We start from the raw sequence: 12,988 nt of genomic DNA, 5'->3' as shown, positions 1-12,988 counted from the left end.
CCTCGGCGGCTCAGACCCAGGAGAGTTCCCACAGGCGCCAGATGCCGGTGCCGTCGGAGAGGTTCTGCGAGCCGCCGACGGCCTCGGTGGCGAGGACGTAGTCGTTCTTCTGCCAGAGCGGGATCAGCGGGACGTCCTCGGAGACCTGGTCCTGGATCGTCTTGAAGTCACCGGTGGTCCGCGAGCGGTCGTCGTACTGCTGGGTCTCGGTGATCAGCTTGTCGACGAGCTTGCTCGAGTAGCCGTTGTCCAGGGTGTTGCCGGTGCCGACGAGCGGGGCGGTGAAGCTGTCCGAGTCGGGGAAGTCGGGGAGCCAGCCGACGGTGTACATGTCGTAGGCGCCGCTGGTGTACCCCTTCTGGAAGGTCGGCCAGTCGGCCTCCACCACCTTCACCGCGAAGAGGCCGGTCTGCTCCAGCTGCTTCTTGATCTCCAGCGTCTCGGCCTTGTACGTGGCGTCCTGGCGGAAGCCGAAGGTGAACGCGACCGGCGTCCGCACGCCGGCGTCCTTCAGCAGCTTCTTCGCCTTCTTCGGGTCGGGCGCCGGGTAGCGGTCGTAGAAGGCCGTGCTGTGGCCGACGAAGCCCTGCGGGATCAGCGAGTACAGCGGCTCCACCGTGCCCTTGTAGGCGCCCGTGGTGATGGTCGGGCGGTCGAGGACCGCCGCGATCGCCTGCCGGACCGCCTTCTCCCCCACCGGCGACTCGGCCCGGGTGTTGAAGACGATGTTGCGGATCTCGGCGCTCTCCGCCTCGGTGAGGCGGGTGCCGCCGTTGGTGTCGAGGTTCCCCACGAAGGACGGCGGGAGCTGCCGGTGCGTCACCTGGACGTCGCCGGCCTTCCAGGCCTCCGCCAGCTGCTCGGACTCCTTGTAGTACTTCACCAGGACCGGGCGGCCCGTCGCGGGGAGCGCGCCCCGGTACTTCGGGTTGGGCTCCAGGAGGGCGCTCTGGCCCGGCTTGTACTCCTTGAGGACGTACGGACCGGTGCCGTCGACACCGTTGTCCGCGCGCAGGGTGTCGGCCTGGTAGCGCTCGCGGTCGACGATCGAGCCGGCGCCGGTGGCCAGCTTCAGCGGGAAGGTGGCGTCCCGGCCGCCGAGGTTGAAGGTGACGGTCCGGCCGTCGGCCGTCACGTTCTTCAGGGTGGGGAAGAGCGGCGCGGGACCGACCTCGGCCTTGATCTTCAGCATCCGGTCGAAGGAGTACTTGACATCCTCGGCCTCCACCTTGCGCCCGCTGGGGAAGGTGAGGTCGTCCCGGAGCGTGCACTGGTACGTGATGAGCTTGTCGCCGACGAACTTGCAGCTCTCGGCGGCGTCGGGGGTCGGGGTGGTGAAGCCCGGCTTGAAGGTCAGCAGCGACTGGTAGACGTTGCTGTAGATCGCCCAGGAACCGGCGTCGTACGCGCCGGCCGGGTCGAGCGAGGAGATCGAGTCCGTGGTGCCGACGGGGATGGCGTCGGTGCGGCCCTCGTCGGAGGGCAGGAGTTGCCAGCCCCCCACCCCCGCGGCCACCAGTACTCCACAAGTGATGAGGATCCGGAGACGGACCGTCGACCGCATTGCCGTGCTTCCTTTTTTCGTGCAAAAACCCCAAAGAGCGACGACCCCCGAATCGTCGTGTTTGCGCCACCCAATCACACGGTTTTCACCGGGGGAAGAGGAAACCTTCACACGGCATGCATATGTCCGGGAAATGCGAATTTAAGTCGATGAGCGGCACGTATCGACCCCGGAGCAGGGAGTGACGTTCGCCGATTACGCCTGTTTCGAGGCGAGTTGGACGACGGTGATGTCGGACGGCGCGCCGACCCGGACCGGCGGCCCCCACGCGCCCGCGCCCCGGGAGACGTACAGCTGGGTGTCCCCGTACCGCTCCAGACCGGCCACCGTCGGATTGGCGAGCTCGGCGAGGTACCCGCCGGGCCAGAGCTGGCCGCCGTGGGTGTGGCCGGACAGCTGGAGGTCGACCCCGTGGGCCACCGCGTCGTCGATGACGACCGGCTGGTGGGCGAGGAGGACCGCCGCGCGGGAGCGGTCGCGGTCGCCGAGCGCGCGCCCGAAGTCGGGGCCCCGGCCCTCGCTCTCGCCGGCCACGTCGTCCACGCCGGCCAGGTCGAAACCGGCGGCGATCTCCAGGCGTTCGTTGCGCAGCGGGCGCAGTCCGAGCTCGCGGACGTGGTCGACCCAGGCATCGGCGCCGGAGAAGTACTCGTGGTTCCCGGTGACGAAGAAGGAGCCGTGCCGGGCGCGCAGCCGGGCCAGCGGCTCCGCGGCGGGCCCGAGGTCCTCCACGGTGCCGTCGACGAGGTCGCCGACGATGGCGACGAGGTCGGGCTGGGTGGCGTTGATCGTGTCGACGATCCGCTGGGAGTGGGCGCGTCCGAGGATCGGCCCCAGGTGGATGTCGGAGACCACCGCGATCCGGTAGCCGTGCGCGGCCCGGGGCAGCTTGGCCAGCGGCACGGTCACCCGCTTCACCTTCGGCCCGCGCAGCACCCCGTACGCGCCGTTCGCCACGGTCCCCGCCGCGGCGGCCGCGGCGGCTCCCCCGACCACCCGCGCGACGAACAGCCGGCGCGACACCTCGGCGGCCGGAGCCTTCCCGCCGCTCCCCGCGCCGGCCCCGGGCTCCGTCTCCGTCTCCGGCTCCGTCTCCGGTACGGCCTCCGGCTCCGGTCCCCGCTCCGGCACGGGCACGGGCACGGGCGCGGGGGCGGGCACGGACACCGGCGCCGGGGCGGGAGCGGGAGCCGCGGCGGCGGCCCGCCGGGCGAGCACCCGGCCCAGCAGCGGCCGCACCGCCTCGCCGACGAGCAGCGCGAGCACCACGTACAGCAGCAGCGCCAGCCACAGGAAGCCGGGCCACGCCACGACCTGCTGGAACAGGAACGGCGCCCCGGCCCGCCCGGAGGCGAGCGCCGCGAGCGAGAGCAGCGGCAGCACGATCAGCAGGACCGTGCCGACGCGCCGGGCGAGGCCGCCGGGCACGGTGACGTCCCGGACCAGACGACGCCACACGTACCAGTGGACCGCGCCGAGCAGCGCGAGGACCACGGGCAGGATGAGCAGGAAGGCGATCACGCCCGGCACCTCTCTTGTGTCAGTCGGTGGAGCGGCGCGAGGCACGCACCCCGCGCAACCCGATCGCGCCGATCACCGTCCCCAGGACAAAGGACGTCACGGCGAGCAGCAGATGGACCCAGAAGTAGGCCGTCGGATCCCCGGCCTCGTCGAAGGCGAGACCGCTCCCGTCGTTCCACAGATTCTTGACGAAAGTGATCCATACGCAGCCAACCGTTAGCGTACAGACCCCGGCCACCACGGCAGAGGCCACGGACCGGATACTGGCAGGACCGACCCGCCTACCCCCGGAAGGGCATCCCGTGAAGCTCAGCCGTCGCACGTCCTGGTTCCTTCTCGCGTTCGGTGCCTGGTCTTGGATGATCTGGATCACCTTCGCCCGGAACCTGTACAAGGACGCGAGCGGACTTGCCTTCGACGACGCGGGTGACCCGACCGCCTACTTCTGGGTGCATCTCACCCTCGCCGTGACGTCGTTCATCCTAGGGACGGCCGTCGGCGTGATCGGCCTGAGGGGCGTACGCGCGAACGCGAGCAAGTAGAAAGCCCCGCCCACGCGCCACGGGGGGAAGCGCACGGACGGGGCCGTTGAGGCGTGGTCCCACTCGGTGATCGCGCCGCCGGACCGGCTGACGAGAGGCGGCGCCGCGCGACCACCGCAGTTCCCGACAGTCGAGCAGCGAGTGCCCGAAGAACGCCCTGCGCCGTCTCGCTGCCCGTCCCGGCCGCCCGCCCTTCCTGTGGCGAAGCGTCCGGGGCGGAGCCTGTCCTCCCACTCTTGCCGTCTCACTCCGCCGCGATCACGGAAGCGGTGGGAAATCCGGATGTGCGGCGCGCGGGCCGGGAACCGCACCCGCTCTATTCCACGCGGCTCACCCGGGCGTGGGCGGTGAAGACGCGCCGGAAGAGGTCGTGACCAGGGTTCAGGCCGGCATGCCTCAGAGCCCAGTCCTGCGACGCTTCCTGACCTTCCTGCCGGGCGGATTCCTCCTCACAGTCGGGGGCGGTGCAGAACAGCTCGTACGTCACCCCGCCGGACGACTCATGGCGAATGGAGTGCTCGACGTACCTGTAGACAGCGCGGCTCACCGGTCACGCCTGTACGGCTCGGCGCACTTGGGGTGCCGGTACACGACGGCGGGCGGTCCGGACTGCCGTTCCACGGTGCCCCGCCGACAGACCTCCAGAGACCCGAACGGCTCCTCGCACTCGGGGCACGTTTGACGGGAAGGGGCATAGGTCGCGTACTCGTCCGTCCGGGCATCCGTGTCGCTGGGCATCTTCGGCATGGTCGCTGTCCCCTCGTCGCCCTGGGCGAGGACGTTCACGCACTGTGGCCGGCGCTCAGGCAGGCGCGTGCCGCACGGGCCGTCAGTCCGGAGCTGGTCACGCTGTACGACCAGCGGGCAGACCTCCCGGTGTCCGTGTTCGTCGATCTCCTCGCCGCAGCACGCGAGCGCATCGACGTGCTCGTCTATGCCGCCGTCTTCCTGCACGAGGCGTACCCCCGCCTCAATGACCTGCTGCGCGAGCGGGCCGCCGAGGGTTGCACGGTCCGCATCGCCCTCGGGGATGCCGACAGCGAGAACGTGCGCCTCAGAGGCCAGGAAGAGAAGTTCGGGCATGGCATCGAGTCCCGGTGCCGTCTCGCGTTGATGCACTACCGGCCCCTGCTCGGGGTACCCGGGATCGAGGTGCGGACGCACGGGACGACCCTCTACAACAGCCTGTACCGCGCTGATGACCAGGTGTTGGTCCACGCGCACGTGTGGGGCGTCAACGCGTACGGCGCCCCCGTGTGGCACCTGCGGCGTACCCGCTCGGGAGGGATGTTCGACACCTACGCGGACAGCTTCCACGCCGTATGGGAGACCGCCCGCGCCGTGGAAGGGTGAGCCCATGGCACGGACCGAGTACTACGACGACCCCAACGCCCCGAAGCCCAACAGCCTGGTCGTGGCGGCGTCCGCCGTCGTGACCGATGACCGGGGCCGGATCCTGCTCCAGCGCCGTCGGGACAACGACCTGTGGGCACTGCCGGGCGGCGGAATGGACAGGGGCGACTCGCTGCCGGGCACGGCCGTCCGAGAGGTCAAGGAAGAGACCGGCCTGGACGTGGAAGTCACAGGACTCGTCGGCACCTACACCGATCCACGCCACGTGATCGCGTACAGCGACGGCGAGGTACGCCGACAGTTCAACGTGTGCTTTCGCGCGCGCGTGACCGGTGGAGATCTGCGGATCTCCGACGAGTCGACCGAACTGCGCTTTGTGGACCGGGAAGAACTCGACGCGCTGCCGATGCACCACACACAGCGGCTACGGCTGTCACATTTCCTGGAGGACCGCCCGGCGCCGTACTTGGGCTGAGCACCCCCGTCGCAGCAGTCACAACCCACGCCGGCGGGCAGATCGTCCCGAAAAAACTACTAGGCCATGCCGCAGAACGAGCCCGTGAAGCCCGAGCCCTCGGAGAACGAGCCGAAGCCGTGGGTCTCGCTCAGCTTCCGCAATGGGTCCGTCATCCGGATTCAGCGCATCCCCGGGTGGTTCATCGCCTCCGCGAGCACGGCAGTAGGGGTAGCCGGGACATGGTGGACGCAGCGCTAAGCCGCGCCCCCGAACTCCGTCGCCGTCTTGAGCCGGTGGCAGCCACGGCACAGCACTTGAACGTTCCCGTCCGTGTCGGTCCCTCCCCTTGAGAGGGGCCGCACGTGGTCCACGTACACGTCCACCGTGGGGAAGTCGTTCAGGCACCGGTCACACCAGGCGAAGCCCTTCCGCTCGATGACCCGGTGGAGCCGTGCCGCAGCGTCGTTCCGAGCCGCTCGACGTCGTCCCCGTGCTTCGATGGCCGGACGGCCCTCGTACACGGCGTGGTGGGTCTTGCAGCGGCCCCGATGGGTCGCCAGCTCGGTGCAGTCGATACAGCGCATGCGCGCCCCCTTGTTGTCAGTGGCCCGCCATACCCTGAGTGGGTGACTGGAACCGATCGCGCGTCCACCCCTGCCCCGAGCTACCGCCGCTTCGCAGGCACCTGCGCCGTATGCGGCATCGGGCTTGACTGGGAGGCGTACAGCAACCGTCAGTTGGTCGACCGCAACGGAAGCACCTACTGCGAGGCAGTACGGGGGCCACATGTAGTGGAGTAGTGCCCACCCCCAGACTCGAACCAGGGAACTCTGCGGCCGATGTCCCGAGCGAGCCGGGCCGGTACCGCGCACCTCTGCCGTTGGATCAGTGGGCTTGGTCGTCCTCGCCGGCGCGGCCGGTCCGGACACTGTGGGGGACCGCACGCGCTCACAACCCCTTTCGGCGACTCGCGGACGAGCCGGCTACTCATGGGCGGTACAGTCCCCCGCGCTCTGCCACACGACCCCTGCGGCCACCCCGGTAATAGCGGGGTACGTGGTGCACGGGCAGAGCTGGTGCGAGGGCGGGCACTCGGTCCGCCGGACTCCCCTCGGGGTGGGTGCGCGGTAGTCCCGCTCTCTCTTGCCCCAGTAGTAGGGACCGAAGGCGTCCCGAGGGTGCCGAGCGGTGTCGGTAGTGACGACTGAGACCCCGGTTTCCCTTTCTCTGTATTTTTTCCATGCGTTCTAAAAAGTGTGGAAAGTCGTCACTCTCAACACCTCCTCGCCCCGCTGTGGGGCGGCGTCCGAGCGAGTTCCGGCGCCCGACGGGGCAACACCCATCCCGTCTCCCCCTCCCCGGAAGCGGGCTCTGCGTCTCCTCGCCGGTAGTAGGGACGGGTGGATTCCCGCGCCGTTCACCCAGCGCGATTGGTGCCGCCCACTCCCTCACTGTGTAGCAGGGACCACCAGATTCCCGTGGGCCGTGGGCCGTGCATGACGGGATGGCGTTTTGACGGATGGTTTGGTTTTCTCCTTACTTTTTCTTGTGCATACGAAAAAGCACTCAGAATCGCCATACCATCATCGCTTCGCCCGCTGATCGACCCCGCTGCGGACACAGCAGAGCCCCGGCGGTCCGCGAGGGACTACCGGGGCTGTCTGGCTGTCAGAGGGCGGCTGGCGTCTCTTCGTCCTCCTCCTGGGCCTCCGCCTCAAGCCGCCGCCAGTGGAGCGTCAAGCGGTCCTCGATCGCGACGTACTTCCGGGTCTCCGGGTCCCGGCCAGGGCCGACCGAGATTCCGGAGAGGAAGAGGTCGAGGAACTCGCGGCGCTTGAAGACGTCCCAGGCTGCCCAGGGTGCACCGGGGCCCAACGGGTCCTCGCCCGGTTCGAACCAGTCGGTCGGCACCTGGATCGCTGCCGTGGTCTGCTCGTTCAGCTCCTCCAGCCTGGCGGTGCACTGGTCTTCGAACGCCCGGTACTGCGTCATCGTCGCCCGCCACATGGCCAGTTCGTCGCGGCCTCGGTAGAGGCCCGCCTTGCGGTCGGCCTGAAGTTCGGCGATGGAGTTCCGGACGTGCTCAAGGTGCGTCGCCGTCTCGCGCCTTTCCTCCTGGACTCCGGACAGATCCCGCTGCATCGCGAAGCGGAGAGCCGCCTCGGCCACCCATTCCCTGTCCTTGTCGTCGTCCATGTCCGCGCCGGCGAGACGTGCCCACACCCGTCCGGCGACGTAGTCGTCGGCGTCCTTGCGCTTGATGCTCAGCCCGCCGTGTCCCTTGGGGTTGGAGCACATGTAGTAGTCCTGTCCGCCGTTGTTCTTGCTCTGCCCCATGGATCCCGTGCAGATTCCGCAGGTGGTGAAGCGCCACCCGCTCAGGAGCGTGGGTGTGGCCTCTCCGCCGGGCTGCCTGTCGGTCCTGGCACGCTTGCTCCGCTTCTCCTGGAGCTCCAGCCACCGGGCTCCTGGCACCACTCCCCGGTGAGGTGTCAGAGGCGTCCCCGCCTCGTTCCGGGCGATCACGTTCACGTACGCCTTGCCCCGCTTCACGCGTTCGCTCGCGAAGCCGCCGATGGCGGGATGGGAGAGGATCCAGCGGACTGTCTGCGCACGCCACCGGATGGGGCTGTCGTCCGTCGCCACGCGTCGCTTCTTGATGGACTCCATCCGCTTCTCGGTGGCGCGTCGTGCGGCCTCGCCCGGCGCGGGCACGTCCTCCGAGTCCAGCGTCGTCGCGATCTTGTTGTCGGAGACTCCGGCGAACGACATCTCCACCATGCGCTCGACGATCGCGACGTGGTCCGGATTGTCCTCGTCCGGCTCCAGGACGGAGACGACGAGGTTGCCGATCTTCTCGCGCACCGCCCTCATGCCGTACGGCGCGGAGCTGGAGTGCCGGCCGCCGACCGCCCTGATCTCGTCCTTGGCCCCGCGCAGCCGCTCCGCCTTGATGTCGCTGTCCTGCTTCGCGAGGGCTGCGATGAGCGCGAAGATCGCGACCCCGATCGCGTTCGACGTGTCGAGGAACGGTTCGAGGACCGAGACGAAGCGGACTCCGTACTTCTTGAACTCGCTGTCGATCTCCAGGGCGTCGTGTGCGCCCTTGCGGGTCAGCCGGGACAGCTCGTTGACCACCACCACGTCGACCTCACCCGCGCGCACGGCGGACAGGAGGTCTTCGAAAGCCGGACGCACGGCGTTGGGATCCCAACCGGACCTACCGACGTCCTTGAACGTGTGAACGACCTCCCAACCCCGGCTCGCCGCCAGCGCCTCACCGGCCGCCACCTGCGCCTCCGGAGACGCCTCGGACGAGTCGGGGCGCGCCTTGGACTGTCGGGCGTAGACGGCCACCCGCACGGTGTCCAGCCGCTCGGCTCCCACGGGCGAAACGAAAGGGGTCAAGGCTCTCACCTGATCTTCTCTGTCGTCGAGGCTCTACAGGTTAGCTACATATGGAAAGTGATCCAGATGAACCAGCTCCAGACTCCGAACGCGAGCAGGAACCAGGAGACGCGGCGGCTGAGCTTCATGGGCTCAGTATCGCCGTCCGCGCCGGGGGCCCCGCGTCCGGGTGGACGGCGGCCGGGGAAGGGGACCGCGAGGTTCGGATCGGGGGGGCGTGCCTGTACTTTTTCGATCGTGTCTGCTTCGAACAGGACCGCCGCCGCGGTCGCCGCCGCCCTGTTGCTTCCGCTCGCGATCGCCGCCGGGCCCGCCCGGGCGGACGAGCCCGTCCGGCCGGGAGCGGGTTCGCAGGCTCCGGGGAAGCCGGAGAAGGAGGCGGAGCAGCCGAAGCCGCCGCAGAACATGTCCACGGTCGGCGGGGTGCTGCTGGGGCAGCCGGGTACGCAGGTGAAGCTGGGGACCGGGGCCCCGGTGCTGCCGAAGGAGCTGTCGGCGCGGTCGTGGATCGTGGCGGACGCGGAGAGCGGCGCGGTGCTGGCCTCGCACAACGCGCACTGGCGGCTCGCGCCGGCGTCCACGCTGAAGATGCTCTTCGCGGACACGCTGCTGCCGAAGTTCACCGACAAGCAGCGGACCCACCTGGTCACCGCGGCCGACCTGGCCGGCCTCGGCGAGGGATCGAGCCTCGTCGGGATAAAGGAGAAGCAGAGCTACACGGTCCGGGACCTGTGGCTGGGGGTCTTCCTGCGGTCCGGGAACGACGCCGTGCACGTCCTGACGCAGATGAACCAGGGCCTGGCGAAGACCGTGAGCGAGATGAACGCCCACGCCGCCGAGCTCCAGGCGCTCGACACCCAGGTCAGGACGCCGGACGGCTACGACGCGCCGGGGCAGGTCTCGTCGGCGTACGACCTGACGCTGATCGCCCGCAGCGGCATGCAGAAGGCGGACTTCCGGGAGTACGCGGCCACCCCCCGCGCCGCCTTCCCCGGCGAGGCGAAGCCGGGCAAGAAGCGCGAGACCTTCGAGATCCAGAACACCAACCGGCTGCTGACCGGCGACTTCGGCATCGCCCCCTACCAGGGCATCGCCGGGGTGAAGAACGGCAACACCACCCACGCGGGCGCCACCTTCACCGGGGTCGCCGAGCGCAACGGGCGGGTGCTGCTCGTCACGGTCATGAACCCCTCGTCGAAGGAGCAGCACGCGGTCTACAAGGAGGCCGCACGCCTGCTCGACTGGGGCTTCGCGGCGTCCGGCAAGGTGACGCCGGTGGGTGAGCTGGTGCCGCCGCGGAACGCGGTGCCGTCGGCGCGTCCGGTGGGCGGTACGGAGTCGGGCGCGGCGCCCGCGCCGGGCCGGGAGCGTCCGGAGACGGGCGGGCCGGCCGTCGCGGCCGCCGCCGAGGAGGGCGCGGGCGGGGTCGGGATCGCGCTCGGCGTCGCCGGCGGGGTGCTGGTGCTGGTCGCGGCCGCGGTCTTCCTCGTCAACCGTCGCTGGCCGGCCGCGGGCGGGCCGTCCCGTCGTCGCCGTTCCCGGACGGCCGCTCCGGATCCGGACGTGAACCCGTAGTCCGCAGGGAGTCGACGGCCGTCCAGGCGGAGCAGAACAGCAGGAGCTTCGCGGTGAAGTTGATCCACAGGAGGAGCGCCACCGGCACGCCGAAGGCGCCGTACATGGACTTCGCCGCGACCTCCCGCATGTAGCCGCCGAGCAGGAGTTTCAGGAGCTCGAAGCCGGCCGCGCCGATCAGCGCGGCGATCACGAGGCGCCGGCGCGGCGGCTCGACGCCGGGCAGCGCCTTCAGGACGTAGAGCAGGATCAGGAAGTCTGCGGCCATCGCGACCAGCACGGCCGCGCCCTGGAGGAGCACGCCGCCCGCGCCGTCGCCGGAGACGCCGAGCCGGTCGGCGCTCCAGCCGACGGCCGTGGAGCCGAGCCAGGAGGCGGCGAGGGAGCAGAGGGCGACGCCGCCGAAGCCGACCAGGATGACGGCGTCCTTGCCCTTGCGGACCACCGGGTTGCCCTCGTCGGCGTCGTCGAGGCCCCAGACCGCGCGCAGGCAGTCCCGCATCGAGCCGATCCAGCCGATGCCGGTGAAGAGGAGCAGGGCGCCGGCGACGAGTCCGACGGTCCCGGCGTTGGCGACGAGCCCGCCGATGTTCAGCTGGTCGGAGATGCCGGGGACCTGGTCGGCGAGCTTCTCCTCGATCCGGTCGAGCTGGTCCTGGCTGAGGAGGGCGGCGCCGATCGCGGCGGCGACGGTGATCAGCGGGAAGAGGGCGAGGAAGGAGAGGAAGGTGATGGCGGCGGCCAGCCGGCTCCAGTGCACCTCGTCGAGCCGCTCGTAGGAGCGCCAGGCGTGCGTCCGCATGAGCCGGGCGGCCCAGGGGCCGATGACGGGGAGCTTGGTCAGCCAGTCCATGGTCCCAACGTACGAGCCGGGGGTGCGCGGGACGAGCACCCCGGGCCGGACACCCCGGAACGGCCCTTCCCGCTCGGTACGGTGACGGGGAGGGAGGCGTCCGCGGCCGGTCTCCACGGCCCGGTACCGCCGCCGTGCGCCCCCCGTTCCGCCTCGTCAGCCGCTCCGCGCGCCCTTCCGGCCCCGCCTCCCCGCCCGGGGAGGGGGGACCGAGGGCTGCGCGGAACCCGCCCGCCAGGGCGCCGAAGTCAGGAAGTGCGCATGAACTCGCAGCCGATCTCCGCCCCGTCCACGGCTCCGGACGCCGCCGGGTCCGCGCGTCCGCGCGTGGACCTCTTCACCCGGGAGTACCCGCCGGAGGTGTACGGCGGGGCCGGGGTGCACGTCGCCGAGCTCTCCCGGGTGCTGCCCCGTCACGTCGACCTGCGGGTGCACTGCTTCGGCGGTCCGCGGGAGGCGGACGGGGTGCTCGCGCACCGGGAGCCGCACCTCGCCGACGGGGCGAACGCGGCGCTGCGGGTGCTCGGGGCGAACCTCGGGATGGTCGCGGCGGCGGCCGGGACCGAGCTGGTGCACAGCCACACCTGGTACGCGAACGCCGCCGGCCACCTCTCCCGGGTCCTGTACGGCGTGCCGCACGTGGTGACGATGCACAGCCTGGAGCCGCTGCGGCCGTGGAAGGCCGAGCAGCTGGGCGGGGGGTACGCCCTGTCCTCGCTGGTGGAGCGGGTGGCCGTGGAGGGCGCCGACGCGGTCGTCGCGGTCTCGCGGGGCATGCGGGACGACATCCTGCGCGTCTACCCGGAGGTCGACCCGGAGCGGGTGCACGTGGTGCACAACGGCATCGACACCGCCGTGCACCGGCCGGACCGCGGGACGGCGGCGCTGGAGCGGCACGGCGTCGACCCGGACCGGCCGATCGTGCTCTTCGTGGGCCGGGTGACCCGGCAGAAGGGCCTCCCGCAGCTGCTGCGGGCCGCCTTCGACCTGGACCCGGAGGCGCAGCTGGTGCTGTGCTGCGGGCAGCCGGACACGCCGGAGATCGCGGCGGAGACGGCGGCGCTGGTCGACGAGCTGAGCGCGGTGCGCAAGGGGGTGGTGCGGATCGACGGGATGCTGGACCCGGTGTCGCTGCGGCAGCTGCTCACCCACGCGTCGGTCTTCGTCTGCCCGTCGCTGTACGAGCCGATGGGGATCGTGAACCTGGAGGCGATGGCGTGCGGCACGCCGGTGGTGGCGACGGCCACGGGCGGCATCCCGGAGGTCGTGGTGGACGGCGGGACGGGGCTGCTGGTGCCGCTGGAGCAGCGGGACGACGGCACGGGGACGCCGCTGGACGAGCGGCGGTTCGCGGCGGACCTGGCGGCGGCGGTGAACCGTCTCCTGGCCGAGCCGGCGCTCGCGCGTGAGCTGGGTGCGGCGGGGCGGCTGCGCGCGGAGCGGGAGTTCGGCTGGGACCGGGCGGCGGAGCGGATCGCCGGGGTCTACGGCGGGGTCCTGGGTTCCTGACGGCCCTCCCGGCTCCGGGGCGCGTCCGGCGCGCCCCGGAGCGGTACGGGTCCCGGGGCGGTACGGGTCCCGGGGCGGGGTCCCGGGGCGGGGTCCCGGGGCGGGGTCCCGGGGCGGGCTCCCGGGGCGGGCTCCCGGGGCGGGCTCCCGGGGCGGGGTCCCGGGGCGGGGTCCCGGGAACGGTACGGAGTCTTCGGGCGGGCCCC

11 protein-coding genes and 2 pseudogenes are annotated in these 12,988 nt (G+C 70.9%); 5 read left to right on the top strand and 8 right to left on the bottom strand.

Annotated features, from left to right (window positions below; translation table 11 throughout):
* Positions 1–10 precede the first annotated feature (10 nt).
* The 3 genes from IE287_RS02560 to IE287_RS02550 all read right to left on the bottom strand — a co-directional run bounded on the left by IE287_RS02560 (position 11) and on the right by IE287_RS02550 (position 3,338).
* Positions 11–1,564, bottom strand: coding sequence for an ABC transporter substrate-binding protein (locus IE287_RS02560; RefSeq protein ID WP_189847179.1), 1,554 nt, complete (start codon positions 1,562–1,564; stop codon positions 11–13).
* A gap of 195 nt (positions 1,565–1,759) precedes the next feature.
* Positions 1,760–3,085: a metallophosphoesterase gene (locus IE287_RS02555; protein ID WP_189847178.1), complete on the bottom strand. Its 1,326-nt coding sequence runs from the start codon at positions 3,083–3,085 to the stop codon at positions 1,760–1,762.
* A 19-nt stretch (positions 3,086–3,104) separates the two neighbouring features.
* Positions 3,105–3,338, bottom strand: coding sequence for an SCO4848 family membrane protein (locus IE287_RS02550; protein ID WP_373307779.1), 234 nt, complete (start codon positions 3,336–3,338; stop codon positions 3,105–3,107).
* A 49-nt stretch (positions 3,339–3,387) separates the two neighbouring features.
* Between IE287_RS02550 and IE287_RS02545 the strand changes: the two genes are divergently transcribed.
* Entirely contained in the window at positions 3,388–3,627 is a 240-nt protein-coding gene (locus IE287_RS02545) for an SCO4848 family membrane protein (RefSeq protein WP_189847177.1), read from the top strand.
* A 316-nt stretch (positions 3,628–3,943) separates the two neighbouring features.
* Here the strand turns inward: IE287_RS02545 and IE287_RS39595 are convergent, their stop codons facing one another.
* Positions 3,944–4,174, bottom strand: coding sequence for a DUF7848 domain-containing protein (locus IE287_RS39595; protein ID WP_444545976.1), 231 nt, complete (start codon positions 4,172–4,174; stop codon positions 3,944–3,946).
* Between the two features lie 218 nt (positions 4,175–4,392).
* Here IE287_RS39595 and IE287_RS02540 point away from each other — a divergent pair.
* Both IE287_RS02540 and IE287_RS02535 read left to right on the top strand, forming a co-directional pair.
* Positions 4,393–4,980: pseudogene (locus IE287_RS02540) on the top strand (KH domain-containing protein); the annotation flags it as partial.
* A gap of 4 nt (positions 4,981–4,984) precedes the next feature.
* Entirely contained in the window at positions 4,985–5,455 is a 471-nt protein-coding gene (locus IE287_RS02535) for an NUDIX hydrolase (RefSeq protein ID WP_189847176.1), read from the top strand.
* Between the two features lie 236 nt (positions 5,456–5,691).
* Here the strand turns inward: IE287_RS02535 and IE287_RS02530 are convergent, their stop codons facing one another.
* The 3 genes and pseudogenes from IE287_RS02530 to IE287_RS39590 form a co-directional block, all read right to left on the bottom strand.
* Complete coding sequence (locus IE287_RS02530; RefSeq protein ID WP_189847175.1) at positions 5,692–6,021, bottom strand: HNH endonuclease; 330 nt, start codon at positions 6,019–6,021, stop codon at positions 5,692–5,694.
* Positions 6,022–7,105: 1,084 nt separating this feature from the next.
* Entirely contained in the window at positions 7,106–8,854 is a 1,749-nt protein-coding gene (locus IE287_RS02525) for a recombinase family protein (protein WP_229883233.1), read from the bottom strand.
* A 44-nt stretch (positions 8,855–8,898) separates the two neighbouring features.
* Positions 8,899–8,973, bottom strand: a pseudogene (locus tag IE287_RS39590) (SCO4848 family membrane protein); the annotation flags it as partial.
* A gap of 109 nt (positions 8,974–9,082) precedes the next feature.
* On the opposite strand from IE287_RS39590, the gene IE287_RS02520 reads away from it, so the two are divergent.
* Positions 9,083–10,420 carry a D-alanyl-D-alanine carboxypeptidase family protein gene (locus IE287_RS02520; RefSeq protein WP_229883232.1) on the top strand — a complete coding sequence of 446 codons (1,338 nt, stop codon included), beginning with the start codon at positions 9,083–9,085 and terminating at the stop codon, positions 10,418–10,420.
* On the opposite strand, the gene IE287_RS02515 is transcribed toward IE287_RS02520, so the two are convergent.
* Positions 10,335–11,273, bottom strand: a complete 939-nt coding sequence (locus IE287_RS02515; RefSeq protein ID WP_189847173.1) for a YihY/virulence factor BrkB family protein — start codon at positions 11,271–11,273, stop codon at positions 10,335–10,337. The genes IE287_RS02520 and IE287_RS02515 overlap by 86 nt on opposite strands.
* A 327-nt stretch (positions 11,274–11,600) precedes the next feature.
* Between IE287_RS02515 and glgA the strand changes: the two genes are divergently transcribed.
* Positions 11,601–12,782, top strand: coding sequence for a glycogen synthase (glgA, locus tag IE287_RS02510; RefSeq protein WP_229883244.1), 1,182 nt, complete (start codon positions 11,601–11,603; stop codon positions 12,780–12,782).
* Positions 12,783–12,988: the final 206 nt, after the last annotated feature.

Source organism: Streptomyces omiyaensis (assembly GCF_014650895.1).
GTDB classification, from domain to species: Bacteria; Actinomycetota; Actinomycetes; order Streptomycetales; family Streptomycetaceae; genus Streptomyces; species Streptomyces omiyaensis.
Note: the sequence above shows the minus strand (reverse complement) of the source record. Positions and strands in the feature narration are given on the sequence as shown.

What these genes read in the sequence shown, in the direction of transcription:
- IE287_RS02560 (WP_189847179.1), bottom strand. Translation starts at nt 1,564, where the DNA reads ATGCGGTCGACGGTCCGTCTCCGGATCCTCATCACTTGTGGAGTACTG.
- IE287_RS02535 (WP_189847176.1), top strand. Translation starts at nt 4,985, where the DNA reads ATGGCACGGACCGAGTACTACGACGACCCCAACGCCCCGAAGCCCAAC.
- IE287_RS02530 (WP_189847175.1), bottom strand. Translation starts at nt 6,021, where the DNA reads ATGCGCTGTATCGACTGCACCGAGCTGGCGACCCATCGGGGCCGCTGC.
- IE287_RS02515 (WP_189847173.1), bottom strand. Translation starts at nt 11,273, where the DNA reads ATGGACTGGCTGACCAAGCTCCCCGTCATCGGCCCCTGGGCCGCCCGG.